Source organism: Pseudomonas sp. LAIL14HWK12:I1 (assembly GCF_003202095.1).
In the GTDB taxonomy this organism is placed as follows: domain Bacteria; phylum Pseudomonadota; class Gammaproteobacteria; order Pseudomonadales; family Pseudomonadaceae; genus Aquipseudomonas; species Aquipseudomonas monteilii.
Map to the genome: position 1 here is coordinate 561,145 of NZ_QJKG01000002.1, position 26,688 is coordinate 587,832.

Below are 26,688 nucleotides of genomic sequence, written 5' to 3' on the forward strand. Positions count from 1 at the left end.
TGAGGAACCCAGCCCACCTCAGGAGGTCTGTGTTTGCATGTATTACGGTGAACGCTTCAACGCCTGGACCCACCTGGTCGGTGCTGTCCTGGCCTGTATCGGTGCCATCTGGCTGATCGTGGTCGCGGGCCTGCAAGGCGACCCGTGGAAGATTGTCAGTTTCTCCATCTACGGCAGCACGCTGCTGTTGCTGTACAGCATTTCCACCCTGTACCACAGCACCCGCGGGCGGGCGAAGGTGATCATGCGCAAGCTCGATCACCTTTCGATCTACCTGCTGATCGCCGGCAGCTACACCCCCTTCTGCCTGGTCAGCCTGCGCGGCCCCTGGGGCTGGAGCCTGTTTGGCGTGGTCTGGGGGCTGGCGGTGATCGGCATGCTGCAAGAGATCAAACCGCGCTCCGAGGCGCGGGTTCTGTCGATCATCATCTATGCGGTGATGGGCTGGATCGTGCTGGTGGCGGTCAATCCATTGCTCCACTCGCTGGGCACTGCCGGTTTTGCCTGGCTGGCTGCCGGCGGGGTGTTCTACACCGTCGGCATCATCTTCTTCGCCCTCGACAGCCGCTTGCGTCACGGGCACGGCATCTGGCACCTGTTCGTGATTGCCGGCAGCCTCATGCACTTCGTGGCGGTGTCGTTCTACGTACGCTAGTTAAAAATCGCCCCAAAGCTGTTGTGCCACCGACAGCGCCACCACTGGCGCGGTCTCGGTGCGTAGCACCCGTGGGCCGAGGCGTGCGGCATGAAAGCCGGATGCTTTGGCGTGCTCGACTTCGCCTTCGCTCAGGCCGCCTTCGGGGCCGATCAGGAAGGCCAGGTTGGCAGGCTTGTCGTGGCTGGTGAGCGGCTCGGCCACCGGGTGCAGTACCAGTTTCAGGTCAGCCTTGGTGCTGTTCAGCCACTCGGCCAGCGTGATCGGCGGGTGAATGACGGGCAAGGTCGAGCGACCGCATTGTTCACAAGCGCTGATTGCCACTTGGCGCCAGTGGGCCAGGCGTTTGTCGGCGCGTTCGTCCTTCAGCCGCACTTCGCAGCGCTCGCTGACGATCGGGGTGATTTCGTTGGCGCCCAGTTCGGTGGCTTTCTGGATCGCCCAGTCCATGCGCTCGCCACGGGACAGGCCCTGGCCGAGGTGTACATGCAGTGGCGAATCGGTCTGGCCAGGCAGTGCCTGGTCGAGGTTGACGCGTACGGTTTTCTTGCCCACTTCGAGCAACTGGCCGAGGTATTCCTGGCCGCTGCCGTCGAACAGCTGCACGGCGTCGCCGGGGACCATGCGCAGTACGCGGCCGATATAGTGGGCCTGGGCTTCGGGCAGGTCGTGCTCGCCAAGGCTCAGGGGGGCGTCGATGAAGAAGCGGGACAGTCTCATGGATTTGCTCGGTAGAAGAGAGACGCAGATCCCCTGTGGGAGCGGGCATGCCCGCGAAGCAGGCAGCGTGCTCGCTCCCACAGGAAAAGTGATGTGGCGAACTGCCGGGCCTAGCCCGGGTCACGGAAGTCGGGGTGGAAGTTGGCAGGCACGGCAACGCTGACGCTTTCCCGGGTAGCGATGTCGATGCCTTCACTGGCCACTTCCGCCAGGAAGTCGATCTGCTCGGGTGTGATCACGTAAGGCGGCAGGAAGTAGACCACGCTGCCCAGCGGGCGCAGCAGGGCGCCGCGGGTCAGGGCATGCTCGAACACCTTCAGGCCGCGCCGCTCCTGCCACGGGTAGGCGACCTTGCCAGCCTTGTCCTTGACCATCTCGATGGCCAGGGCCATGCCGGTCTGGCGAATTTCGGCAACGTGAGCATGATCGGCCAGGTGTGCAGTCGCCGTTGCCATGCGCGTAGCCAAGGCCTTGTTGGCCTCGATCACGTTGTCCTGCTCAAAGATGTCCAGGGTCGCCAGCGCTGCAGCGCATGCCAGCGGGTTGCCGGTGTAGCTGTGCGAGTGCAGGAATGCGCGCAGGGTCGGGTAGTCGTCGTAGAACGCCTGGTACACCTTGTCGGTGGTCAGGCAGGCGGCCAACGGCAGATAACCACCGGTCAGGGCCTTGGACAGGCACAGGAAGTCCGGGCGGATGCCCGCCTGTTCACAGGCGAACATCGTGCCGGTGCGGCCAAAGCCCACGGCGATCTCGTCGTGGATCAGGTGCACGTCGTAGCGGTCGCAGGCCTCACGCAGCAGCTTGAGGTACACCGGGTGGTACATGCGCATGCCGCCAGCGCCCTGGATCAGTGGCTCGACGATCACGGCGCTGATGGAGGCGTGATGCTCAGCCAGGGTCTGTTCCATGGCCTGGAACATGTTGCGCGAGTGCTCTTCCCAGCCCATGCCCTCGGGGCGCAGGTAGCAGTCGGGGCTGGGCACCTTGAGGGTGTCCAGCAGCAACGCTTTGTAGGTTTCGGTGAACAACGGCACATCGCCTACCGACATGGCGGCGATGGTTTCGCCGTGGTAGCTGTTGGTCAAGGTAACGAAGCGCTTCTTGCCTGGCTTGCCGACGTTCTGCCAGTAGTGGAAGCTCATCTTCAGCGCCACTTCGATGCACGACGAGCCATTGTCGGCATAGAACACCCGGTCGAGCCCGGCCGGGGTCATGGCCACCAGGCGCTCGGACAACTCGATCACAGGCTGGTGGCTGAACCCGGCCAGAATCACATGTTCCAGCTGGTCGACCTGGTCCTTGATGCGCTGGTTGATGCGCGGGTTGGCATGGCCGAACACGTTGACCCACCAACTGCTCACCGCGTCCAGGTAGCGCTTGCCTTCGAAGTCCTCCAGCCACACGCCTTCGCCGCGCTTTATCGGGATCAGCGGCAGCTGCTCGTGGTCTTTCATCTGGGTGCAGGGGTGCCACAGGACCTTGAGGTCGCGTTGCATCCACTGATCATTGAGGCCCATGGGCACTTCTCCTGGCTTTGCGGCGTGGTTCGACCGCGTAAGCCTAAGCAATGCCGCAGGGCAGGACAACCGCTGGCGTTCAATGGCGGTGGGTGCCGGTCCATTCAAGCTTGCGGATGTGTACGGTCCCTGCCTGCGAGGTGGAGATGGTCAGCCGCCGGAAAGGCCCATCGATCACCTGGTGATAGGGAGACGTCGCAATAGGCCCGGGGCGCAGGTCACGGACGCCGTAGCCTTCCAGGGTGAGCCAGTAGAAGTGGCGCGGCGCCGGAGCAATCAGGTCGTAGTCATTATTGTCGGCATCGAACAGCATGTTCAGGTCGTCACAGAGGAAATCGCTGACCACATAGTACTCCAGCCGCAGGCATGCGACTTCCTGAGCGAAGGTGATCTCCACATCGCTGTGCTCACCAATGACCAGTTCGGTGCCGTCTTCGCCCTTGAACGCTTCATGAAAGCCGGTCCATGAGGTGCTGTTGGAGCGGATACTCAGGCCAGAGGCTGTTCGAAGCGTTTGCTTGTGCCACAAAAACTGCCGTTCGACGTGTTGAAAGTGCTCCTCGAAGATCATGTTCGTGCCCTCCTGGCGGGGCTCTGGCCACCTTCGTCAGTTTCACTTGCCGCTGTGTGACCGGGCTACTGGCAAAAATGTCAGTTGCCAAAAGCACTTGATGTCACTGCGCTGGCAGGGTTGGCGGAGGTGACGTATTCTTAACGCATCTCTCTCGGGGCATTCCTGCCTCTTCCCGTATCTGTAACCTCTGACTCGGAGTTCGCCGACATGGCTGCTGCTTGGGTGCGCCTGTGCGCGTTGGTATTGATTGGTGTGTCCAGCGGCGCCGCGCTGGCAAAGGACAAGACGCCCACGGCAATCGTGGTGGGCGGCGGCCTGGCAGGCCTGACGGCAGCCTACGAGCTGCAGACCAAAGGCTGGCAGGTGACCCTGCTGGAAGCCAAATCGGGCATGGGGGGGCGTTCGGGCCTGGCCACCAGTGAATGGATCGGCAACGCCAAGGCGCAGCCGGTGCTTAACCAGTACCTGGACCGTTTCAAACTTGAAACACTGCCGGCGCCGGAGTTCGTGCGTACCCCCGGTTACCTGATCGACGGCGAGTATTTCAGCGCCACCGACCTGGCCACCAAGCAGCCTGCTACCGCCGAAGCACTCAAGCGCTACGAGAAAACCCTCGACGACCTGGCCCGCTCCATCGACGACCCGCTGAACCCGCAGGCAACCAGCACATTGTTTGCCCTCGACCAGATCAACGTCTCCACCTGGCTCGACAAGTTGCAGCTGCCGGCCACGGCCCGTCAGTTGGTCAACCAGCAGATCCGTACCCGCTACGATGAGCCGTCACGCCTGTCGCTGCTGTACTTCGCCCAGCAGAACCGCGTGTACCGTGGCGTCAGCGACCGCGACCTGCGTGCCGCACGCCTGCCGGGTGGCAGCCCGGTGCTGGCCCAGGCTTTCGTCAAACAGCTGAAAACCATCAAGACCAGCTCGCCGGTCACCGCCATCGTCCAGGACAAGGACGGGGTAACGGTAAAAGTCGGCAGCGTCGGCTACCAGGCCGATTACCTGGTCATGGCCGTGCCGTTGCGCGCCCTGGCCAAGATCCAGATGACCCCGGGCCTGGACAACCAGCACCTGGCAGCGTTGAAGGGCACCAACTATGGCTGGCGCGACCAGCTGATGCTCAAGTTCAAGAAGCCCGTGTGGGAAAGCCGCGCACGCATGTCGGGCGAAATCTTCAGTAACGCCGGCCTCGGCATGCTGTGGATCGAGCCTGCGCTCAAGGGCGGCGCCAACGTGGTGATCAACCTGTCCGGCGACAACGCCCGCCTGCTGCAGGCATTTGGCGACAAGCAGATGGTCGACCAGGTGCTGATCCGCCTGCATGCGTTCTACCCACAGGCCCGTGGTGCGTTTACCGGTTACGAGCTCAAGCGCTACAGCACCGACGCCGGCACCGGCGGCGCCTACCTGGCTTATGGCCCGGGGCAGATCAGCAAGTACTGGCGCTTGTGGGAGCGCCCGGTGCAACGCATCACCTTTGCCGGTGAGCATACCGATGCCCTGTACCCTGGCACCCTGGAAGGCGCCCTGCGCAGCGGCCAGCGTGCGGCCAGCCAGGTGCAGGACCTGTTGGCCGGCAAGTCGTTCGACCCGGCCAAAGCGGCGCCGGTTGCGGCGGCAGCGGCAGCCGGTGCGGTGGCCGCCAAGCAAAGCAAGGGCGGTTTCTTCTCCAATCTGTTCGGTGGTTCGTCCGACAAGGCTGACAAGGCGCCAGTGAAAGAGGAGCCGAAAAAGGTCGAAGAGGCCAAGCAGGACAAGCCGGGCTTCTTCAAGCGCCTGTTTGGCGGGGCGGACAAGCCGCAAGCGAAGGCCGAGCCGATCGCCAAGGCTGAGGAAGTGGTGCCGGCATCCGCGCCAGCTCCACAAGCCGCGCCGGCCCCGGTTGCGCCTGCACCTGTGGTCAAGGAGGCGGCTGCCAAGCCAGCAGCGACCAAGGCGGCCCCGGCCAAGCATGCGCCGGCGCACAAACCCGCGCACAAGCCTGCCGAGACCAAGAAGGCGACAGCCAAGTCCGAACCGACCAGGAAACCTGTGGCCAATACCCAGGCCAAGGCGGGTTGATTTATTGCCAGCGCCGCCCCTTTCGCGGGTAAACCCGCGAAGAGGCCGGCACTGGCAACCTTGCACACCCCGGCTATCGTTAATGTTTCCTTAATGGGAAGGTTACAGAATAACTATCGGATTTCTCGATAATCCGAAGCAATTTTTTCCGCTTTTCTTCGATACATTTCGCGTTAGTCTGTGCACAGCTTTCACGGGGAAACACGCCAACATGCAACTGCGCAATTCATCTTCTCGCTACGGCGTGGTCAGCATCATCCTGCACTGGGGTGTGGCGCTGGCAGTCTTCGGCCTGTTTGGCCTGGGCTTGTGGATGGTCGGCCTCGACTATTACAGCCCTTGGCGCAAAGCCGGCCCGGACCTGCACAAGAGCATCGGCCTGGTGCTGTTGGCGGTGATGTTGCTGCGCGTAGTCTGGCGTTTCGTCAGCCCGCCACCTCCGGCACCGGCCAACCATGGCGCCTTCACCCGCCTGGCGGCCAAGCTGGGGCACCTGGCCCTGTACCTTGGGCTGTTTGCGGTGATGGCGGCCGGTTACCTGATTTCCACCGCCGATGGCGTCGGCATTCCGGTGTTTGGCCTGTTCGAAGTGCCGGCATTGATCAGCGACTTGCCCGATCAGGCAGACGTGGCGGGTGTGATTCACCTGTGGCTGGCCTGGGGCCTGGTCATTTTTGCCGTGCTGCATGCCTTGGCAGCGCTCAAGCACCATTTCATCGACCGTGACGCGACCCTGACCCGCATGCTGGGCCGCAAAGCTTGACCCTCAACCTCAATTGCATAGGAAGGAACAGGATGTTGAAAAAGACTTTTGCCGCTCTGGCGCTCGGTACCGCACTGCTCTCCGCTGGCCAGGCCATGGCTGCCGAGTACAAGATCGACAAGGAAGGCCAGCACGCGTTCGTTGACTGGAAAATCAGCCACCTGGGCTACAGCTTCATCCACGGTACCTTCAAGGACTTCGACGGTAACTTCACGTGGGACAGCGCCAAGCCTGAAGCCAGCAAGATCAACGTCGACCTGAAAACCGCCAGCCTGTGGTCGAACCACGCCGAGCGTGACAAGCACATCGCCAGTGCCGATTTCCTCGACGTGAAGAAGTACCCGGAAGCCAAGTTCGTCTCTACCGCCGTCAAGACCACAGGTGAAAAGACTGCTGACGTGACCGGCGACCTGACCCTGCACGGCGTGACCAAGCCGGTCACCTTCAAGGCTACCTTCAACGGTGAAGGCAAGGACCCATGGGGCGGTGAGCGCGCTGGTTTCAACGCCACCACCACCCTTAACCTGAACGACTTCGGCATCAAAGGCCCGGGTGCTACTTCGCAGACCCTGGACCTGGATATCAGTGTTGAAGGTGTGAAGCAGAAGTAAGTGATGCTTCGGCAATAAAAAACGCCGCCCATTGGGCGGCGTTTTCGTTTCTTAGCCTTTTCGGGTCAACAAGGCTGGGCGCTCACCGCGCGGGCGGCTTGGCAGGTCATCCAGCTGCTCAGGCGTTGGGTAACGGTCGAGCTTGGACTCCTTGCGGATGATCACCGGCTGTTTTTCCGGCTGGCGCGAGTTGCGCACGGCCGGCTCTTGCCGGGCGGCATCGTCACGGGCAGGGCGGCCACGGCCTGCGCCGCCGCCATCGCGACGGGCACCGCTACCGTTGTTGGCGCGAGGCGGGCGTTTTTCGCCGCCGCCGCTGCGCTGCTGGCCACCACTGCGGGCCTGACCCTGGCCGCCGGCATTGCTGCGCTGGCCATTGCCCTGGCCCTGACCTTGGCCGGCACCACCACCTGGGCGGCGGTTGCGGCCCTGGTTCTTGCCCTGGTAGGGGCTGACGTAGTCGGCGCGGTTACCGAAGTTGTCGATATCGTCGTCCAGGAACTCTTCCGGGTCACGGTCGGCTGGTGCTTTCGGTACGCTGCTGTTGCTGGCCTGTTGCTGTTGCTGCTGGCGCGGCTTCTTGTCACGCGGCTTGCGCGGTTGTTGTTGCTTGTCGCCGCTCTTTTCCTTGTCGGCTGGCTTGTCCGCAGCCTGCTGCTTGGTCTTGCCTTTATCCTTGCCTTTGTCCTTGCGGCCGCCGTTGGCGTCCTTGCTGCCTTCGCCGCGTGGCTGATTACGGCCGCCACGGCCATTGTTCTGCGGGCGCTCGCGCACTTCGGGTTTTTCGGCTTCTACCTGGCTGGCGTCGAAGCCCATCAGGTCGCCGTCAGGGATCTTCTGCCTGGTAACCCGCTCGATGCTCTTGAGCAGCTTCTCTTCATCCGGCGCGACCATGGAAATCGCCTCGCCCGAACGACCGGCACGGCCGGTACGGCCAATGCGGTGAACATAATCTTCCTCGACATTGGGCAGCTCGAAGTTGACCACATGAGGCAGTTGGTCGATGTCCAGGCCGCGGGCGGCGATGTCGGTGGCAACCAGCACGCGCACGCTGTTGGCCTTGAAGTCGGCCAGCGCCTTGGTGCGGGCGTTCTGGCTCTTGTTGCCGTGGATCGCAGCGGCGCTCAGGCCGTGTTTTTCCAGGTACTCGGCCAGGCGGTTGGCGCCGTGCTTGGTACGGGTGAACACCAGCACCTGTTCCCAGGCACCCAGGGTAATCAGGTGTGCCAGCAGCGCGCGCTTGTGGCTGGCAGGCAGGCGGTAGACGCGTTGCTCGATACGTTCGACCGTGGTGTTCGGCGGGGTGACCTCGATACGCTCCGGGTTATGCAGGAGCTTGTCGGCGAGGTCGGTGATGTCCTTGGAGAAGGTGGCCGAGAACAGCAGGTTCTGGCGCTTGGCCGGCAGGCGGGCCAGTACTTTCTTGACGTCGTGGATGAAGCCCATGTCGAGCATGCGGTCGGCTTCGTCGAGTACCAGGATTTCCACGTGGGCCAGGTCGACCTTGCCTTGGCCGGCCAGGTCGAGCAGGCGGCCCGGGCAGGCAACCAGCACGTCAACGCCTTTGGCGATGGCCTGGATCTGCGGGTTCATGCCAACGCCGCCGAAGATGCAGGCGCTGACCAGGGGCAGGTCGCGGGCATACACCTTGAAGCTGTCGTGCACCTGGGCTGCCAGTTCGCGGGTCGGGGTCAGGACCAGAACGCGCGGCTGACGCGGGCCGTGACGTTGCGACTTGTCGGGGTGGCCGGCCGGGAACAGGCGCTCGAGAATCGGCAGGGCGAAACCGCCGGTTTTACCAGTACCTGTCTGTGCGGCAACCATCAGGTCACGGCCTTGCAACACGGCGGGAATGGCCCGCTGTTGCACGGGGGTCGGCTGGGTATAGCCCGCAGCCTCGATAGCGCGGACAAGAGCCTCGGAGAGACCGAGGGAAGCAAAGGACATGGGCGATCCTGTTCTCGTGTGGGCTGGGCCCGTTGGGATGTTCTGCCTGGCGCGACGGGCATCGGTGGGATGCGATCGCGTCCGGTCCAGCTGGGCTTTCACTGCACATCCGGGAAACGGAGGGTGGACGCGAAGGGGCGTCGGTGCCGATCGGGATGCCTGTTGCGAGGCCGAGCGTCCGGGCGTGAGCCGGGCGGGAAGGCCCGAGTATAACAGAGCTATCGCGCTGTGCTGCTTTCCTGCTGCTCAACGGCGTTGAGAATGTTTCCGATGTCGCCTGTGTAGCGTTGGTTGATGGCGGCAAAGGCCGGTTCCTGTTTGAAACGCTGCAGTGCTTCGGCAAAGGCCAGGGCCAATGCCTCACGCCCGGGTTTACGTACCAGCCCCAGATACTGGGCCTGGCGGCTGATCACCAGCGGCAGCGCCTCTACTTGCTGTTCCAGGCCCAGTTGCCGGAGCAGGTAATGACCAACCTTGCGATCGGTGATTGCCAGGTCGATACGGCCCAGCAGCAGCTTGCCGAAGTTGGCTTCCTGGGTGGGTGCGGCTTCCCGACGGAAATGCGTGGCCTCGTTGAACGCGGCGCCGTAGGCATAGCCGGGCGAGGTGCCGATGGTGAGGCCTGCGAGGTCGTCTGTGGCGGTCACAGGGTGGCGGCGTGCGCGCGCCTGGAACAACACGAATTCGACTTGCGACAAGAGCTCGGGGGCATAGACCAGGTAGGGGCGCCGGGCTTCGGTCTGGAAGATGTCCAGAATCCCGTCGGCCAGGCCTTGCTCGATCATTGCCAGGCAGCGCTTCCATGGAAGGAACTGCCATTCCACCTCGACGCCGAGGCGTTTGAACACTTCGGTGGTGACTTCGTAGTCGATGCCGTGGGGTTGGCCATTCTGCTGGTAGATGTAGGGTGCCCAGTCATCGGACACCAGACGCAGACGCTCGCCCAAGGCCGACGGGCTCAGGCAGGCGAGCAGCAGGGTGCAGAACAGGCGGGCGACGAGTGGCATGGCCGGAGATTACGCGCTCGGCCTGTTCTAGGCCAGAGGGTGTGATGTTCTCCTGTGCCGGCCCACTCAAATGTGGGAGGACCTCAGCAAATGTGTCTCGATTTCCTTGCGCCGCTCACCCAGCGACAGCCGCAGCCCCGGGTGGCGCAAGCACTGGCGCAGTTGCTCGGGCTGCAGCTGGCCGTAGCGGGCGTTGAGGTTTTCCAGGGCCTTGTCCCACCAGGCCGGCGCGCAGGCGCGGTCGAACTCATTGGGGTAGGGGTAGCAGCCATAGAGCAACTCGCGGGCGAACTGGCGCTCGTGCCTGGGTAGGGTCATGCTCAACGCCTTGTAGCCCAGGCGGTGCAGCGCGGGAGGCCGGGGTAGCTGGTCGTTGACCAGCTTGACGTCAGCCAGCGCCGCCTGGCCCAGCGGGTCGTGGCCGTGCTTGCGCAGCCAGGCCTGGATCTTGGCGCGGAATTGCGCCTTGCGGCTCCAGTAGTGGTGGATGACATCGGTGCATTCAGCCAGCTCCAGTTGGCGATAGGCCGCCACCGCCAGGCAGAACTCTTCGAGGGTATAGGCCTCGCGGGCGAGGGGGTAGAACTCGTCCATCATGGCGATGGAGCTGTCCAGTGTGCTGGCGTCCTCGGCCGTGAGGCCGATCACGCCGGAGTTGATCAGTGGCATCTGGCAGTCGGCCAGGCCCCGGCCTTGCAAAATGGTCAGCAGGTTCTTGTACAGCAGGCACTTCTGGTTCGCGCCGTAGCGCGGGCCGATGGCATTGCACAGCAGCTTGCCCGGGGCCACGCGGGCGAACAGTTGCAGTGGCGACGTGCGGAAAAAGGTGTCGGTGTCGATCAGCACCGCCAGCGGGTGTTGCTCCAGCACCTGGCGCAACAGCACGTGCTTGCTGCGAAAGTGATAACCGTGGGGGGCGTTCCATGCCTGGCGCGTGGCTTCGTCCAGCAGGTGGATGCTGACAGGCAGTTTGGCATAGGGCTGCGGGTTGTCGGTGTACACCTGGATGTCCATGGCTTCACGTGCCGTACCCAGGTGGGCAAGGGCGCTGACGATGCTGAAGCAGGCTTCCTGGTGATAGGTTGCCGGGCCAAAAGCCAGGTAGACAAGCTGTGGACGCGATGGCTGGGAATGCTGCATGGCAGGCAAGACCTGTGTAACCCGAAAATGAATAAGGCTTTAGTCTATGACCAAAGCCTTAATCATTTCTTAAGCAGACTTTGCCAAAAGATTTCAGCGCGGCAGCTTGAGGTTGTTCCAGATCGCCAGGCTCGGTTCGGCCTGGTTCAAGGTGTAGAAGTGCAGGCCCGGTGCGCCACCTTGCAGCAGCTGTTCGCACATGCGGGTGATCACTTCTTCGCCGAAGGCCTGGATGCTGGCGGTGTCGTCGGCATAGGCTTCCAGCTGCTTGCGGATCCAGCGCGGGATCTCGGCGCCACAGGCGTCGGAGAAACGGGCCAGCTTGCTGTAGTTGGTGATTGGCATGATGCCAGGCACCACCGGGATGTCCACGCCCAGCTTCTGTGCGCGCTCGACGAAGTAGAAGTAGCTGTCGGCGTTGAAGAAGTACTGGGTGATGGCGCTGTCGGCACCGGCCTTGACCTTGTGCACGAAGTTGGCCAGGTCGGCCTCGAAGTTGCGCGCCTGCGGGTGCATCTCAGGGTAGGCGGCCACTTCCAGGTGGAAGTGATCAGCTGTTTCCTGGCGGATGAACTCGACCAGGTCGCTGGCGTAGCGCAGTTCGCCACTGGCCATGCCCATGCCCGACGGCAGGTCGCCACGCAGGGCGACGATGCGCTTGATGCCGGCGGCCTTGTATTCGGCCAGCAGGGCGCGCAGGTCGTCCTTGGAGTCGCCCACGCACGACAGGTGCGGCGCGGCAGGTACCTTCACTTCGCTTTCCAGCTGCAGCACGGTGTTCAGCGTGCGGTCGCGGGTGGAGCCGCCGGCGCCGTAGGTGCAGGAGAAGAAGTCCGGGTTGTAGCTTGCCAGCTGGCGGGCGACGCCCATCAGCTTTTCGTGACCGGCGTCGGTCTTGGTGGGGAAGAACTCGAAACTGTAGCGGCGTTCTTGTGACATCACTCGTTCCTCAAGCAGCCTGCTTCACGCGGCAGGCTGCAAGTAAAAGCCAGGGCGGTGTGGGCCGGCCTGGCTTGGGCATCGTTGCGAAGCGTTGCCTACGAACGCTTAGTAGCGGTAGGCGTGCGGCTTGAACGGGCCTTCGACGGTCACACCGATGTAGTCGGCTTGTTGCTGAGTCAGCTTGGTGACCACACCGCCGAAGCCGCGAACCATTTCCAGGGCCACTTCTTCGTCGAGTTTCTTCGGCAGCACTTCTACGGTCAGGCGCTCGGCCTTCTTCTCGGCCGACAGGTCGGCGAACTTCTGCTTGAACAGGAAGATCTGGGCCAGTACCTGGTTGGCGAACGAACCGTCCATGATGCGGCTTGGGTGGCCAGTGGCGTTACCCAGGTTGACCAGGCGGCCTTCGGCCAGCAGGATCAGGTAGTCGTCGTTCTGTGGGTCGAAGCTGCCAGCGCCGGTACGGTGGATCTTGTGTACCTGCGGCTTGACCTCTTCCCAGGCCCAGTTCTTGCGCATGAACGCGGTGTCGATTTCGTTATCGAAGTGGCCGATGTTGCAGACCACGGCACGCTTCTTCAGGGCCTTGAGCATGTTGGCGTCGCAGACGTTGACGTTACCAGTGGTGGTGACGATCAGGTCGATCTTGCCCAGCAGGGCCTTGTCGATGCTGGCTTCGGTGCCGTTGTTGATGCCATCGATGAACGGCGAGACCAGCTCGAAGCCGTCCATGCAGGCCTGCATGGCGCAGATCGGGTCAACTTCGGTGACCTTCACGATCATGCCTTCCTGGCGCAGGGACTGGGCCGAGCCCTTGCCCACGTCACCGTAGCCGATCACCAGGGCTTGCTTGCCCGACAGCAGGTGGTCGGTGCCGCGCTTGATGGCGTCGTTCAGGCTGTGACGGCAGCCGTACTTGTTGTCGTTCTTGCTCTTGGTGACCGAGTCGTTGACGTTGATGGCCGGCACCTTCAGCTCGCCCTTGGCCAGCATGTCCAGCAGGCGGTGTACGCCGGTGGTGGTCTCTTCGGTCACGCCGTGTACGCGGTCCAGTACCTGTGGGTACTTCTTGTGCAGCAGCTCGGTCAGGTCGCCACCGTCGTCGAGGACCATGTTGGCGTCCCATGGCTGGCCATCTTTCAGGATGGTCTGCTCCAGGCACCACTCGTACTCTTCTTCGGTTTCACCTTTCCAGGCGAATACCGGAATGCCAGCGGCGGCGATGGACGCGGCGGCCTGGTCTTGAGTGGAGAAGATGTTGCAGGACGACCAGCGCACTTCGGCACCCAGGGCTACCAGGGTTTCGATCAGCACGGCGGTCTGGATGGTCATGTGGATGCAGCCCAGGATTTTCGCACCCTTGAGCGGCTGCTCGGCCAGGTACTTGCGACGCAGGCCCATCAGCGCAGGCATTTCCGATTCGGCAATGATGGTTTCGCGACGGCCCCAGGCGGCCAGGGAGATGTCGGCGACTTTGTAATCGGTAAAACCAGCAGGCATGTTTGCAGCGCTCATGAGAGCCTCCATTCGTAGTGTGCGAATGGGCGCCGTTGTGCGTTAAGCGCCCGCAAGAGCGAGCAACGCCCCATCCGAGCCTGACAGGCCTAGCCTGCTGCAGCGCCCCTCGGACAGGTGGCGGGCATGGCACCGCTGTGGGCAACCATGTGAAGCGGCGCAGATTATAGCCGCCCCCGCCCGCTTGCCCAAGGTTTTCTGTCGATTAATCGCGACGATAGTCGATGTTCAATGGAGCGATGGCGGCCGCTCTGCCATCATTGCTCTACGTTAGCCAAGCAGGTCAGGAGTACAGATGAACTTTCACACCCGCAAGTGGGTTAAACCCGAAGACCTCAACCCCAATGGCACCCTGTTCGGTGGCAGCCTGTTGCGCTGGATCGACGAAGAGGCGGCGATCTACGCCATCGTCCAGCTGGGCAACCAGCGCGTGGTAACCAAGTACATTTCGGAAATCAACTTCGTCAGCGCTTCGCGCCAAGGCGACATCATCGAGCTGGGCATCACCGCCACCGAGTTTGGTCGTACCTCGATCACGCTCAAGTGCGAAGTGCGCAACAAGATCAGCCGCAAGGCCATCCTCACGGTCGACAAGATGGTCTTCGTCAACCTGGGTGAAGACGGCCTGCCGGCGCCGCATGGGCGTACCGAGATCAAGTACATCCAGGACCAGTTCCCGGATTCTGCGGTGGAATGACGATTCCGGGGGCCGCAAAGCGGCCCCAGAATCTCAAGGCTGGGCGCTGACCTTGCGCACCACCCGCCCGATGCTCAACCCCTGCACCAGAATCGACGACAGCACCACGATGTAGGTGATCGACAGCAGCAGGTCACGCTCCTCGCCCAGCGGCAACGACAGCGCCAGGGCCACCGACACCCCACCCCGCAAGCCACCCCAGGTCAGCACCCGCACCGTGCCTTTCGGCACCGGGCGCCAGCGCCGCAGCAGCACAATGGCCGGGGCCACGGTCAGCAACCGCGACAGCAGCACCGCCAGCGCCAGCACGCCGCCGGCCGCCAGGTGCATCCAGTTGAACGGCAGCAGCAACAGCTCCAGGCCGATCAACGCGAACAACAAGGCGTTGAGCATGTCATCGATCAACTCCCAGAAACCGTCCATGTAGCGACGAGTCATGTCATTCATCGCCAGGTTACGCCCCAGGTTACCGATGATCAGGCCGGCCACCACCATGGCGATCGGCGCGGAGACATGCAGCTCGTAGCACATGGCCGAGCCACCAATGACCAGTGCCAGGGTCAGCATGACCTCGACCTGGTACTGCTCGACACTTTTGATCATGCGGTAGGTGGCGTAGCCGATCAGGCCGCCGAACACCACGCCACCGATGGCCTCCCGGGCGAACAGGATGGCGGTGTCGGTCATGCTCGGTGTTTCACCCAGCTGGATGATGCCCAGCAGCACGGTGAACACCACTACCGCCGTGCCATCGTTGAACAGCGACTCGCCAACGATAGTGGTTTTCAGCGGTTTGGAGGCGTTGGCGGTACGCAGCGCGCCCAGCACGGCAATCGGGTCGGTGGGGGAAATCAGTGCACCGAACAGCAGGCAGTAAATCAACGGCACCTGCCAGCCGAACAGGGCGAATACCCAGTGCGACAAGTAGCCGATAACCACGGTGGCGATCAGCACGCCCAATGTCGCCAGCAGGCCAATGGGCCAACGGTAGCTGCGCAGGTCGCTGAGGTTGACGTGCAGTGCGCCGGCAAACAGCAGGAAGGCCAGCATCCAGTGCATCAGCAGGTCGTTGAAATCGATCTGGTTCATCAAGCCTTCGACGCGTTCTTCCAGCCCGGGAAGCCGATCAGGCTCAGGCCCTGCAGCATCAGGGAGAACAGCAATGCCGTGACCATCACGCCGATGGCGGGGGGCAGGCCGATGAAGCGGTAATTGACGTAGGTAAGAAGGGTGGTGAGGCAGATAAACGCGGCAACTAATTCAAGCATCCCGAATCCTGTAACAGTGGCTTCCAAGTCGTTACCCGAATGGCTCGGGCAGTTCTTTGATGACCTGGCGCGGGGTTCGGGACACAGGGTTTGACCGGATTCCCTTAAATCGTTCCCATGTCGGGGGCGCGGCGGCCCCCCGGAATGCCCTATATTCGAGCCCTTACAACCCTGCAAGGATAAGAAGGCGTGTTGGCAACATCCCTGGTGCTGGTCGCCGCCCTGCTGCATGCGACCTGGAATACCCTGATCAAATTCAGCGGCGAACGCCTGCTGGTAATCGCCAGCATGGACACGGTTGCACTCGCTTTCGCGGTGCTGGCCGTGGCGTTCGTCGATGTGCCGCCCGCTGAAATCTGGCCTTGGTTGATCGCGTCGGCACTCGCCGAGCAGTTGTACCGCTATTTGCTGATCCAGGCCTATCGCGTGGGCGACCTGGGGCTGGTCTATCCTCTGATGCGCGGCCTGTCACCATTGGTGGTGCTGGGGCTGACCCTGGCCTTCGCCGGGGAGTCGCTGAGCCAGCAGCAGATCATCGGCATCCTGTTGATCCCGTGTGGCATGGCCTGCCTGTTGTGGCAGGGCGGTGGTGGCGACCGGCTGCCTTGGTCGATGCTGCCGGTGGTTGCCCTAATTGGCCTGTGCATCGGCTGCTACACCTGGTTCGATGGCCAGGCGGTGCGCTTGTGGGGCAAGCCTTGGGACTACCTGGTGTGGTTGACCCTGCTCAGCGCCTGGCAATTTCCGCTGCTGGCCAGCGTGGCTCGGCGCGCGCCGTTCATGCTGTTCTGGCGAACACAATGGCGCCTGGGGCTGGCGGTGGGCTTTTGCGTATTGTTCAGCTACGCCCTGGTGCTCTGGGCCATGCATCTGGGGTCGGTGGCCGAGGCAGCTGCGTTGCGCGAGTTGAGCGTGATCCTGGTGGTGCTGCTGGGCATGCGCTACCTCAAAGAACCTTTTGGCGGGCCAAGACTCCTAGCTTGCGGGCTGGTCCTGGCAGGCATGCTGGTGATGAAGCTCTAACCCATTTTCGAACAAGGAGTCCTGAGCATGACCGTTGCCCTGTGGTGCATTTTGATCGCGCTGCTGTTGAATCCGCTGTGTGCCTTGATCGCCAAGGTGGCCAGCGGCCGCTTCGGCCTCAAGGACAACCATGATCCGCGCGCCTTCCTTGATACTTTGTCGGGTTTACCGCGGCGTGCGCATGCTGCGCAGCAGAACGGCTACGAGGCGTTTCCGGCGTTTGCCGCAGCGGTGCTGGTAGCGGACATCGTCGGCAATGCCGAGCAGGTGACGCAGGATGTGCTGGGGGTGATGTACATCACCAGCCGGCTGCTGTACATCATCTGCTATCTGGCGGATTGGGCTGCCTTGAGGTCGCTGGTGTGGTTTGCCGGGCTGGCGCTGATCGTGTCGTTCTTTGTGGTTTCCATCTGAAACAGAGTGGCCTTCTTCGCGGGCAAGCCCGCGAAGAATCCAGCGCCGATCAAGGCACTTTGGGTACTTCTGGCAGTGGCTGGCCCTTGGGCCACAGCATCCAGATCTGCCCCTGCTGCTTCATGTTCCCGGCCAGCTCGCCGGCTTGCGGCCCGGTACCCCAGAACAGGTCCGCACGCACCTCGCCAGCAATCGCCCCGCCCGTGTCCTGCGCCCCAACCGGGCGCACCACCGGCGAGCCATCCGGGCGAGTCGTGGACAGCCACAACAGGCTACCCAGCGGTATCACCTTGCGGTCGATGGCCACGCTGTAGCCGGCAGTCAGCGGCACATTCAGCGACCCGCGCGGGCCCTCGTTGCTGTCCGGGCGGGTGCTGAAGAACACGTAGCTGGGGTTGCTGGCCAGCAGTTCCGGCACGCGCTGCGGGTTGGCCTGGGCCCAGGCATGAATCGCGCCCATGCTCACCTCTTCTTTTTTCAGCTGGCCCTGTTCCACCAGCCAGCGGCCGATTGGCCGGTAGGGGTGGCCGTTCTGGTCGGCGTAGCCCAGGCGCAGTTGCCGACCGTCCTCCAGCTGGACGCGGCCGGAGCCCTGGATCTGCAGGAACTGCAGGTCCATCGGGTCGGTCAGCCAGGCCAGCACCGGCGCCTTGACGCCGTCACGGTTGATCACCTCGGCAGTGTCGTAAGGCTTGAGCACCCGGCCATCGAGGCGACCGCGCAGGCGTTTGCCCTTCAGCTCGGGGTACACGCTGGCCAGGTCGACCACGATCATGTCCTCAGGAATGCCATAAACCGCCACATGGTTGGTCGACGACTGCTTCAGGCTGCCGGGGTAGACCGGCTCGTAGTAACCGGTGATCAGGCCGTTGGCGTTGTTCTCGGCAGAGCGCAGGCCGTACACCTCCAGGTTCTGCTCCAGAAAGGTGCGCACTTGCGCGGCGCTTGCCGTGGCGCTTCCGGCCGCTTCACAGGTGGCAGCCCACACGGGATCGCGCTTGAGCTTCTCGCAGCCGCTACGCCAGGCGTAAAAGCCGGCCAACAGGTCTTCATCGCTGACCGCCGGCAGGTCTTTCCAGGTGGCCGGGGCATAGGTGGCGATGGCGTGGGGCTCGGGCTTGGCGTTCTCGCCGCCATTGCAGCCGGCCAGCAACGCCAGTACAGGGAGTGTCCAGGCCAGATGGCGCAGGGCAGATTTCATGAGTGCATTCCTGTCATGGGCGAATATGAAGATTCACCCCTGTAATTTATGTGGCTATTGGTCTTTGGCCCTTGGGCAGCGATACTGGCCGCCCATTTGCGTAGGCCGAAGTGAGCGTGATGTTGAAGCGATTGACCGTTGTTCTGCTGGCAGCACTGGCCCTGGGCGGTTGTGACCGGGTTGACCCGAACTCGCCGCTGGGCAAGCGCAAGGTGATCTTCAAGGACATGCTCAAGACCAGCGAAGACCTGGGTGGCATGCTGCGTGGCCGGTTGCCGTTCGACGGGGTGAAGTTTGCCGAAGGTGCGCTGAAGCTGGACGGCCTTGTCCATCAACCCTGGCAGCACTTTCCTCAGGTACGCGATGGCGGCGACAGCGCCGCCCGTGCCGAGGTATGGGAGCGCCAAGCGCGTTTTCATGACCTGGCCCGGCAACTGGAGGGCGTTACCGGCGAACTGGTCGGTGTAACCCGCAGCCAGCCGCTGGATGCCGCGCAGTTGAAGGCGCCGATGGACAAGGTCGAAGCGGCGTGCAAGGCCTGTCATACCGAATTCCGCAATCACTGATGGCATGGGCCGCTTCTACATTGACCGCGTTTGCTGCTGGTCTCAGCGGTCCAGGTCGTCGACTGCTTCCTGCAATTCTTTACGCGACTCGGCCAGCTTGTCCTTGCGCTTGTTGATCTTCTCGGCGTCGCCTTTCTTCTCGGCCTTCTTCAAGTCTTTTTCCCGCTGCGCCACTTCATGGCGGGCGTCGAGCACCTTCTGCTCACGTTCCTTGCGCAGGCTGGCGTCGGTGCAGTTGTCCACCCCGCGCAGGGCTTCTTCCAACCCTGCAACCTGGTCGCTGTTGCCATGGTCACGGGCAATCTTCAGCTGGTTTTCGATGGCACTGCGCTTGGCGGCGCAGCCGGTCAGGCCGGCATCCGGCTGGGCAGCCTGTGCGGTGCCTGCGGCCAGGCCAAGTGTCGCGAGCAGCAAAAGGGTCGAAATACGTTTCATGAAAAGCCTCCTGGACGGGGCGGGGCAGCAAAAGTTGGTGGAAATCCTGCCTTGGTTTTGCCCATTTAGGAACCCTTGTCGGCTTTTTCCGGAGCAATCTCAGGGTTTCCCTACAAGTAAATTGGTAAAAAATCATTGCTCGATGGGTTCGCTGCCATTCTGGAACCCGTTGATCCCTGCCAGGGCCAGCTCTGCGGCAAGGGCTTGAACCTCATTGGCAGCAAAAAACGCCGCCAGTTGCTGCCCACGCTTTTCGCCAATCCCGGCCAAGGCTTGCCATTCACGGCTGCTGCGTTTTTCCAGCCCTGGCCAGTCGCCTGCCAGTTGCAGGCTCGACGGTAGGGGTGTGCCCAGCCCGCGCAACCATTGGGCAAAAGGCCGTGAGCGGGCCGCATCGAAGCTGCTCGCCAACTGCACAGATGTCGCATCACTGATGCCTGCCACCTGGCCCAGGCGCTCGGCATCCAGATGCAACCAGTCGGCCATCGATGTCACTAGCCCGGCGTCCACCAGCCGGCGCCAGGTGCCAGGCCCGGTGCGTGGCAAGGCCAGCCCGTGTTTACCGCTGAGCCACGTCAGGCGGGCAATGAACTGCTCCTCGCAGCCCTCGCTGGCCTGCCAGCAAGTGTGGGCGTGGTACCGGTCGGGCGCCGGCGCGCTGACCGCCTGGCGTTCGACTGCGCGATGCACCACCTGCTCCAGGCGTGGGATGGTCAGGCCGGCCAGGCTGATGGCCACTTGGTCTCCGGGGCGGATGTCGAGGCTGTGCCAGCGCGCCAGTGAGCCCAGGCTCACCTGGGTAATGCGCCGGTCGTCCAGGGTGACCGGCAGCAATTGCAAAACTGGCGTGACCTTGCCGGTGCGACCGACCCGGAAGCGTACGTCACGCACTTCGGCCAAGGCCTGTGCATAGGGGTACTTCCAGGCCGCGATCCAGTAAGGCGCCTTGGCTTGCCAGCGCTCTGCCGGCGGCCGACTGCCCTGGCGCAGCACCACACCATCGGTGGCGAAAGGCAGGGCAGAGCGGTACCAGTGGTCGCGCCAATGGGCGGCCTCGTCCGTGGTGTCTATGGCGATGCTGTAGCGCAGGCTGTCCGGAAAGCCCAGTTGCGCCAGTTGCTTGAGGCGCTCAGCCTGCTGGCTGGGGCCGTGCGGCCAGTCCCAGACGAACAGGCCGATGCCGGCGCCTTGTTCAGTTGTCAGCTGTTTGCGTGCGAGCAGCCCGGCCACGGTGCCGCGGGCGTTGGCGCTGCCTGCCCGGGCTTGCACATGCTGGTCCAGGCGCAGATACAACTCACCCTGCAATTGCAGGTCGATTGCCTGAGGCAACTGCCGGGTGAGGGTGCCTAGCTGGGGAATGTGCCGGCTCCAGTCGTGCCCTTGCACGCCGTCTCCGCGACTGACCAACTGCACCAGCTGGCCTTGCCGATAGGTGAGCGAGACGGCAACACCGTCGATCTTGGGCTGCACCCATACACCGGTCTTGCCGACCAGCCAACGTGCGACGGCCTGGCGATCAGCCAGCTTGTCGATGCCGGTATGCGGTACCGCGTGAGGGATCGGGCCTCGCGCGCTGGCCAAGGGGGATGGAGCGGTGGCCAGGCCAAAGCATTGCTGCAAATGCTCCAGGCGTAGGCGGCTCTGGTCGTAAAGCGCGTCGGCCACCAGCGCAACACCTTGTCGGTGGTAGTGATCGTCCCAGCGGGCAAGTGTGGCCCGCAGTTGCGCTACTTCGGCGTCGACGTGTTGTGCAGACCAGTCGGGGCACTGCTCGGCCCGGGCCATTGGGGCCTGCAGCAACAGCAGCAGGGTAAGCAACAAAGGGTGAAGCATGGCCAGCATCCTTGCGTGGCGTGTAGGAGCCCCCAGCCTAGGCAGGTTTGCTGGTGCTTGCCGCAGCGAGATTGTCAGCCGATATGTCACAAAAAAGCCCCTGCCGATCACTCGGCAGGGGCTTTCGCCAGGCGCTGTAGGAAGCTTACAGGCCGGCAGCGTCACGCAGCGACTGGGCGCGGTCGGTGCGCTCCCAGGTGAAGGTGGTGAAGGTGTCGTCGCCGACAGTCTTCTGCTGCGGGGTGCGACCGAAGTGGCCGTAGGCAGCGGTTTCCTGGTACATCGGGTGCAGCAGGTCGAGCATGGTGGTGATGGCGTACGGACGCAGGTCGAAGCACTCGCGCACCAGCTGGATGATCTTGTCGTCGGAAACCTTGCCGGTGCCGAAGGTGTTGATCGAGATGGAGGTCGGCTGGGCCACGCCAATGGCGTACGACACCTGGATCTCGCAACGCTCTGCCAGGCCGGCGGCAACGATGTTCTTGGCCACGTAGCGGCCGGCGTAGGCGGCGGAACGGTCGACCTTGGACGGGTCCTTGCCGGAGAACGCGCCACCACCGTGGCGGGCCATGCCGCCGTAGGAGTCGACGATGATCTTGCGGCCGGTCAGGCCACAGTCACCCACCGGGCCGCCGATGATGAAGTTGCCGGTCGGGTTGATGTGGTACTGAGTGCCCTTGTGCAGCAGCTCGGCAGGCAGGGTGTGCTTGACGATCAGCTCCATCACGGCTTCTTGCAGGTCTTTCTGCGACACCTCAGGGTTGTGCTGGGTCGACAGCACCACGGCGTCGATACCGACCACCTTGCCGTTTTCGTAGCGGCAGGTGACCTGCGACTTGGCATCCGGGCGCAGCCACGGCAGCAGGCCGGATTTGCGCGCTTCGGCCTGGCGCTCGACCAGGCGGTGCGAGAAGCAGATCGGTGCCGGCATCAGCACTTCGGTTTCGTTGCTGGCATAGCCGAACATCAGGCCCTGGTCGCCAGCGCCCTGGTCTTCAGGCTTGGAGCGGTCCACGCCCTGGGCGATGTCCACCGACTGCTTGCCGATGATGTTCATCACGGCGCAGGTGGCACCGTCGAAGCCGACGTCGGAGCTGTTGTAGCCGATGTCGATGATGACTTTACGCACCAGGTCTTCCAGGTCGACCCAGGCCGAAGTGGTGACTTCGCCGGCGATGATGGCGACACCGGTCTTGACCAGGGTTTCGCAGGCCACGCGGGCGTATTTGTCCTGGGCGATGATGGCATCGAGGACAGCGTCCGAAATCTGGTCGGCGATCTTGTCCGGATGCCCTTCGGACACGGACTCGGAGGTGAAAAGGGAGTATTCGCTCATCTCGAAGGTTCCTGAAATTTACCGATGGTGTATGTCGCCAGCCGTCCGCTGGAAATGGCGGACCTGGATCTGGAAACCGTTACGCAAGCCTACGTACAGGCTGTCCCCGTGGGCGAGCCCGGCAGCGTTGGCCCAGCGGGCCAGGTCGTCCTGCTCGAAGCCAAGCCACAGGTCGCCGCAGGCTTCACGCGCCCACCCCTGGTCATGGCTGCACAGTTCGGTGACCAGCAGGCTGCCGCCTGCCTTTACCCGTTTGGCCAGCTGGCGCAAGGCCAGGGCCGGGTCGCTGAAATGGTGCAGCACCATGTTCAGCACAACGCAGTCGGCGGCCACATCCGTTGCATCCAGTGCATCGGCCAACTGCAGGTTGACGTTGTGAAGCCCTTCGCGTTGGCACACCTGGCGCGCCAGCTCAAGCATGGTCGGGCTGTTGTCCAGGGCGGTGACGTGGGCAAAGCGCCGGGCCAGGTCTGGCAGGAAGCCGCCGTCGCCGGGGCCAACCTCCAAGGCGCTGGCGGCCGGGTCGAAATTGAGTTTGTCGAGCAGTGTCAGCAGGCTTTCGCGGTATTGCGGCAGGCCGGCGATCAGGTCTTGCTGGGCGCGGAATTTCTCTTCCACACGCAGGAAGAAGTCCTGGCTGGTGGCCGCGCGGCGTTGTTGCACCTGGGCGATCCGCGCTTGCACGTCAGGCGGCAGGGCCATGTCATCCACTTCTTCAAGCAATGCCGCGTGCAGCCGGCCGCCCAGGCGCAGGCCATCGGGCAGGGCGCGGCGGTAAAAGATGGCGTTGCCTTCGCGACGGGTTGCCACCAGCTCGGCCTGGGCCAGCACCTTCAGGTGGTGGCTCATGCCCGACTGGCCGATGTCGAAGATCTGCGCCAGTTCCAGCACACCGAAAGAGTCGTTGGCCAGGGCGCGCAATACGTTCAGGCGCAGCGCGTCGCCACTGGCCTTGCACAGGGCGGCCAATGCTTCGCGTTGCTCGGGGATCGATTGCGCACGGAGGTTCATGGGGCGGCAGTCTAGACAGGCATCAATGCCCTAGCAAGGCCAATATCAAAAAGTTTTGATATTGAGTGATGGGCGGGGCGGTTATCCCGGTTTTGCCCCGAATTGAAGGCCAATCACAGGAAAATCCCCCGACTGCGACCATACGTCATTGCCCCAAGCCCCCCCAGTGGGCGAAAATGGCCGCCTTTTTTCGTGACACCACCTATTCAAGCCCCCCAGGAGATCAGCGATGCCCAGCCGTCGTGAACGTGCCAACGCCATTCGTGCCCTCAGCATGGATGCCGTGCAAAAGGCCAACAGCGGCCACCCAGGTGCCCCTATGGGCATGGCGGATATCGCCGAAGTGCTTTGGCGCGACTATCTGAAGCACAACCCGAGCAACCCGAGCTTCGCTGACCGTGACCGCTTCGTGCTGTCCAACGGCCACGGCTCGATGCTGATCTACTCGCTGCTGCACCTGACCGGCTACGACGTCACCATCGATGACATCAAAGGCTTCCGTCAGCTGCACAGCCGCACCCCGGGCCACCCGGAATACGGCTACACCCCAGGCGTCGAGACCACCACCGGCCCACTGGGCCAGGGTATCGCCAACGCCGTGGGCTTCGCCCTGGCCGAAAAAGTACTGGCTGCCCAGTTCAACCGTGAAGGCCACACCATCGTCGACCACAACACCTACGTGTTCCTGGGCGATGGCTGCATGATGGAAGGTATCTCCCACGAAGTCGCCTCGCTGGCCGGCACTCTGGGCCTGAACAAGCTGATCGCCTTCTACGACGACAACGGCATCTCCATCGACGGTGAAGTGCACGGCTGGTTCACCGACAACACCCCGGCGCGCTTCGAAGCATACAACTGGCAGGTGATTCGCAACGTCGACGGCCACGATGCCGAAGAAATCAAGATGGCCATCGAGACGGCGCGCAAGAGCGACCGCCCGACCCTGATCTGCTGCAAGACCATCATCGGCTTCGGTTCGCCGAACAAGCAGGGCAAGGAAGACTGCCACGGTGCCCCGCTGGGCAACGACGAAATCGCCCTGGCCCGCAAGGAACTGAACTGGAACCACGGTCCGTTCGAAATCCCGGCCGACATCTATGCCGAGTGGGACGCCAAGGCCGCTGGTGCCAAGGCTGAAGCTGACTGGAACCAGCGTTTCGACGCCTACGCCAAGGCCTTCCCGGAACTGGCTGCCGAATTCAAGCGCCGTGACAGCGGCGAGTTGCCGGCCGACTTCAGCGAGAAGGCCCAGGCCTACATCAACGAAGTGGCCGCCAAGGGCGAAACCATTGCCAGCCGCAAGGCCAGCCAGAACGCCCTGAACGCCTTTGGCCCACTGCTGCCCGAGTTCCTGGGTGGCTCGGCTGACCTGGCAGGCTCCAACCTGACCCTGTGGAAGGGCTGCAAGGGCGTCGAAGCCAATGACGCCAGCGGCAACTACGTGTTCTACGGCGTGCGCGAGTTCGGCATGACCGCCATCATGAACGGCGTTGCCCTGCACGGTGGCCTGGTGCCTTACGGCGCGACTTTCCTGATGTTCATGGAATACGCCCGCAACGCCGTGCGTATGTCGGCACTGATGAAGCAGCGTGTGATCCACGTCTATACCCACGACTCCATCGGCCTGGGTGAAGACGGCCCGACTCACCAGCCAATCGAGCAACTGACCAGCCTGCGCAGCACGCCGAACCTGGACACCTGGCGCCCGGCCGACGCGGTGGAATCCGCCGTGTCCTGGAAAAGTGCCCTGGAGCGCAAGGACGGCCCTTCGGCACTGATCTTCTCGCGCCAGAACCTGCAGCACCAGGCACGTGACGCCCAGCAGATCGCCGACATCAGCCGTGGTGGCTACGTGCTCAAGGATTGTGCTGGCGAGCCTGAGCTGATCCTGATCGCCACCGGTTCCGAAGTGGGCCTGGCCGTTCAGGCGTTCGACAAGCTGACCGAGCAAGGCCGCAAGGTGCGCGTGGTTTCCATGCCGTGCACCAGCGTGTTCGATGCCCAGGACGCTGCCTACAAGCAGTCGGTGCTGCCGCTGGAAGTGGGTGCGCGTATCGCCATCGAAGCGGCCCACGCCGACTTCTGGTACAAGTACGTCGGCCTGGAAGGCCGTATCATCGGCATGACCACCTACGGTGAGTCGGCGCCGGCTTCGGCACTGTTCGAAGAGTTCGGCTTCACCCTGGAGAACATCCTCGGTACTGCCGAAGAGCTGCTGGAAGACTGATACAAGGAAGGCGAGGGCCTTTGGCCCTCGTTCGCGGCACAAGGCCGCTCCTACAGGGTATTGCGTACGCCGTCCCCTGTAGGAGCGGCCTTGTGCCGCGAATGGGCTGCGCAGCGGCCCCGTTCAACTGCCGGAGTTCAAGAGCTACCTATGCCCCACCTGCGTCCCTACAAAGTTGCACTCAACGGTTATGGCCGTATCGGCCGCTGTGTCCTGCGCGCGCTGTTCGAGCGGGGGGCGAAGGCCGGTTTCGAGATCGTCGCGCTGAACGACCTGGCCGATCAGGCCAGCCTGGAGTACCTGACTCGCTTCGACTCCACCCACGGGCGTTTCCCCGGTGAGGTGAAGGTCGATGGCGATTGTCTGCATATCAATGGCGACTGCGTGAAGGTAATGCGCAGTGCTACCCCTGAAGGCATCGACTGGGCAGCGCTCGGCATCGATCTGGTGCTGGAATGCTCCGGCGCCTACAACACCCGCGCCGATGGCCAGCGTTTCCTCGACGCCGGTGCGCCCCGGGTACTGTTCTCGCAGCCCATGGCCAGCGAAGCCGACGTAGACGCCACGGTGGTCTACGGCATCAACCAGGCCTGCCTGACCGGCAGCGAGCGCCTGGTGTCCAACGCCTCGTGTACCACCAACTGCGGTGTGCCGCTGTTGCGTGTGCTGGACCAGGCGTTCGGCATCGAATACGTGCAGATCACCACCATTCACTCGGCGATGAACGACCAGCCGGTGATCGACGCCTACCACCACGAAGACCTGCGCCGCACGCGTTCGGCCTTCCAGTCGGTGATCCCGGTGTCCACTGGTCTGGCGCGTGGCATCGAGCGCCTGCTGCCGGAACTTGCCGGGCGAATCCAGGCCAAAGCGGTACGCGTGCCCACCGTCAACGTCTCGTGCCTGGACATCACCCTGCAGACCGCCCGCGACACCAGCGCGGCCGAGGTCAACCGGGTATTGCGCGAGGCGGCACTGGAAGGCCCGCTCAAAGGCTTGCTGGCCTACACCGAACTGCCGCACGCCAGCTGTGATTTCAACCATGACCCGCATTCGGCGATCGTCGATGCCAGCCAGACCCGTGTTTCCGGCCCCCGCCTGGTGAACTTGCTGGCCTGGTTCGACAACGAATGGGGTTTTGCCAACCGAATGCTCGACGTTGCCGAACACTTTCTGCACGTCGTTCACCCAACCCGCAACAAACAGCCCTGAAGGACTGCAT

Annotated in this window: 23 protein-coding genes, 1 pseudogene and 1 riboswitch; of the genes and pseudogenes, 10 read left to right on the plus strand and 14 right to left on the minus strand. The window is 63.1% G+C overall.

The window, feature by feature from the left end; all coding sequences use genetic code 11:
• Positions 1-37 precede the first annotated feature (37 nt).
• Positions 38-655, plus strand: coding sequence for a hemolysin III family protein (locus tag D906_RS07510; protein WP_025752365.1), 618 nt, complete (start codon positions 38-40; stop codon positions 653-655).
• On the opposite strand, the gene D906_RS07515 is transcribed toward D906_RS07510, so the two are convergent.
• The 3 genes from D906_RS07515 to D906_RS07525 all read right to left on the minus strand — a co-directional run bounded on the left by D906_RS07515 (position 656) and on the right by D906_RS07525 (position 3,463).
• Positions 656-1,375, minus strand: coding sequence for a 16S rRNA (uracil(1498)-N(3))-methyltransferase (locus D906_RS07515; protein ID WP_019096621.1), 720 nt, complete (start codon positions 1,373-1,375; stop codon positions 656-658). It abuts the gene before it with no gap.
• Between the two features lie 110 nt (positions 1,376-1,485).
• A complete protein-coding gene (locus tag D906_RS07520; RefSeq protein ID WP_016712407.1) occupies positions 1,486-2,892 on the minus strand; it encodes an adenosylmethionine--8-amino-7-oxononanoate transaminase in 1,407 nt (468 codons plus the stop codon).
• A 79-nt stretch (positions 2,893-2,971) separates the two neighbouring features.
• Entirely contained in the window at positions 2,972-3,463 is a 492-nt protein-coding gene (locus tag D906_RS07525) for a hypothetical protein (RefSeq protein WP_016712406.1), read from the minus strand.
• A 210-nt stretch (positions 3,464-3,673) separates the two neighbouring features.
• On the opposite strand from D906_RS07525, the gene D906_RS07530 reads away from it, so the two are divergent.
• The 3 genes from D906_RS07530 (at position 3,674) to D906_RS07540 (ending at position 6,904) form a co-directional block, all read left to right on the plus strand.
• Complete coding sequence (locus D906_RS07530; RefSeq protein ID WP_019096620.1) at positions 3,674-5,530, plus strand: flavin monoamine oxidase family protein; 1,857 nt, start codon at positions 3,674-3,676, stop codon at positions 5,528-5,530.
• 211 nt (positions 5,531-5,741) lie between these two features.
• Entirely contained in the window at positions 5,742-6,293 is a 552-nt protein-coding gene (locus tag D906_RS07535) for a cytochrome b (RefSeq protein WP_019096619.1), read from the plus strand.
• Positions 6,294-6,325: 32 nt separating this feature from the next.
• Positions 6,326-6,904: a YceI family protein gene (locus tag D906_RS07540; RefSeq protein WP_019096618.1), complete on the plus strand. Its 579-nt coding sequence runs from the start codon at positions 6,326-6,328 to the stop codon at positions 6,902-6,904.
• A gap of 51 nt (positions 6,905-6,955) precedes the next feature.
• Here the strand turns inward: D906_RS07540 and D906_RS07545 are convergent, their stop codons facing one another.
• From D906_RS07545 to ahcY, 5 genes are all read right to left on the minus strand, one after another.
• Entirely contained in the window at positions 6,956-8,851 is a 1,896-nt protein-coding gene (locus D906_RS07545; protein WP_027610035.1) for a DEAD/DEAH box helicase, read from the minus strand.
• A 218-nt stretch (positions 8,852-9,069) separates the two neighbouring features.
• Positions 9,070-9,858, minus strand: a complete 789-nt coding sequence (locus tag D906_RS07550; RefSeq protein WP_019096156.1) for an ABC transporter substrate-binding protein — start codon at positions 9,856-9,858, stop codon at positions 9,070-9,072.
• A 66-nt stretch (positions 9,859-9,924) separates the two neighbouring features.
• The gene (locus D906_RS07555) at positions 9,925-10,998 is read right to left on the minus strand and encodes a hypothetical protein (RefSeq protein ID WP_027614855.1); all 1,074 of its coding nucleotides are present in this window, start codon (positions 10,996-10,998) and stop codon (positions 9,925-9,927) included.
• Between the two features lie 93 nt (positions 10,999-11,091).
• On the minus strand, positions 11,092-11,937 hold the full coding sequence (metF, locus tag D906_RS07560) for a methylenetetrahydrofolate reductase [NAD(P)H] (protein WP_016712399.1): 846 nt from the start codon (positions 11,935-11,937) through the stop codon (positions 11,092-11,094).
• Positions 11,938-12,045: 108 nt separating this feature from the next.
• Complete coding sequence (gene ahcY / locus D906_RS07565; protein WP_019096157.1) at positions 12,046-13,455, minus strand: adenosylhomocysteinase; 1,410 nt, start codon at positions 13,453-13,455, stop codon at positions 12,046-12,048.
• Between the two features lie 20 nt (positions 13,456-13,475).
• A riboswitch (S-adenosyl-L-homocysteine riboswitch) is annotated at positions 13,476-13,572 on the minus strand.
• A 178-nt stretch (positions 13,573-13,750) separates the two neighbouring features.
• On the opposite strand from ahcY, the gene D906_RS07570 reads away from it, so the two are divergent.
• The gene (locus D906_RS07570; protein WP_016712397.1) at positions 13,751-14,152 is read left to right on the plus strand and encodes an acyl-CoA thioesterase; all 402 of its coding nucleotides are present in this window, start codon (positions 13,751-13,753) and stop codon (positions 14,150-14,152) included.
• 33 nt (positions 14,153-14,185) lie between these two features.
• Here D906_RS07570 and D906_RS07575 read toward each other — a convergent pair.
• A pseudogene (locus D906_RS07575) lies at positions 14,186-15,420 on the minus strand (cation:proton antiporter).
• 189 nt (positions 15,421-15,609) lie between these two features.
• On the opposite strand from D906_RS07575, the gene D906_RS07580 reads away from it, so the two are divergent.
• Positions 15,610-16,443, plus strand: a complete 834-nt coding sequence (locus tag D906_RS07580) for an EamA family transporter (RefSeq protein ID WP_016712395.1) — start codon at positions 15,610-15,612, stop codon at positions 16,441-16,443.
• A gap of 27 nt (positions 16,444-16,470) precedes the next feature.
• A complete protein-coding gene (locus tag D906_RS07585) occupies positions 16,471-16,857 on the plus strand; it encodes an MAPEG family protein (RefSeq protein ID WP_019096159.1) in 387 nt (128 codons plus the stop codon).
• Positions 16,858-16,906: 49 nt separating this feature from the next.
• On the opposite strand, the gene D906_RS07590 is transcribed toward D906_RS07585, so the two are convergent.
• Complete coding sequence (locus D906_RS07590) at positions 16,907-18,058, minus strand: murein transglycosylase A (protein ID WP_016712393.1); 1,152 nt, start codon at positions 18,056-18,058, stop codon at positions 16,907-16,909.
• Positions 18,059-18,177: 119 nt separating this feature from the next.
• Between D906_RS07590 and D906_RS07595 the strand changes: the two genes are divergently transcribed.
• Entirely contained in the window at positions 18,178-18,624 is a 447-nt protein-coding gene (locus tag D906_RS07595; protein ID WP_025752378.1) for a cytochrome c, read from the plus strand.
• Between the two features lie 42 nt (positions 18,625-18,666).
• On the opposite strand, the gene D906_RS07600 is transcribed toward D906_RS07595, so the two are convergent.
• The 4 genes from D906_RS07600 to D906_RS07615 form a co-directional block, all read right to left on the minus strand.
• Positions 18,667-19,059 (minus strand): DUF1090 domain-containing protein, encoded by a 393-nt coding sequence (locus D906_RS07600; RefSeq protein WP_016712391.1) that lies wholly within the window; start codon positions 19,057-19,059, stop codon positions 18,667-18,669.
• 132 nt (positions 19,060-19,191) lie between these two features.
• Positions 19,192-20,892 (minus strand): NAD-dependent DNA ligase LigB, encoded by a 1,701-nt coding sequence (gene ligB, locus D906_RS07605; RefSeq protein ID WP_027614856.1) that lies wholly within the window; start codon positions 20,890-20,892, stop codon positions 19,192-19,194.
• Positions 20,893-21,037: 145 nt separating this feature from the next.
• Positions 21,038-22,228: a methionine adenosyltransferase gene (metK, locus tag D906_RS07610; RefSeq protein ID WP_003249375.1), complete on the minus strand. Its 1,191-nt coding sequence runs from the start codon at positions 22,226-22,228 to the stop codon at positions 21,038-21,040.
• A gap of 18 nt (positions 22,229-22,246) precedes the next feature.
• Entirely contained in the window at positions 22,247-23,239 is a 993-nt protein-coding gene (locus D906_RS07615) for a metalloregulator ArsR/SmtB family transcription factor (RefSeq protein WP_019097662.1), read from the minus strand.
• Positions 23,240-23,468: 229 nt separating this feature from the next.
• Here D906_RS07615 and tkt point away from each other — a divergent pair, with 229 nt between their 5' ends.
• Positions 23,469-25,466 (plus strand): transketolase, encoded by a 1,998-nt coding sequence (tkt, locus tag D906_RS07620; RefSeq protein ID WP_019097663.1) that lies wholly within the window; start codon positions 23,469-23,471, stop codon positions 25,464-25,466.
• A gap of 150 nt (positions 25,467-25,616) precedes the next feature.
• Positions 25,617-26,678: an erythrose-4-phosphate dehydrogenase gene (gene epd, locus D906_RS07625; RefSeq protein WP_012274524.1), complete on the plus strand. Its 1,062-nt coding sequence runs from the start codon at positions 25,617-25,619 to the stop codon at positions 26,676-26,678.
• The last annotated feature ends 10 nt before the right edge of the window (positions 26,679-26,688 follow it).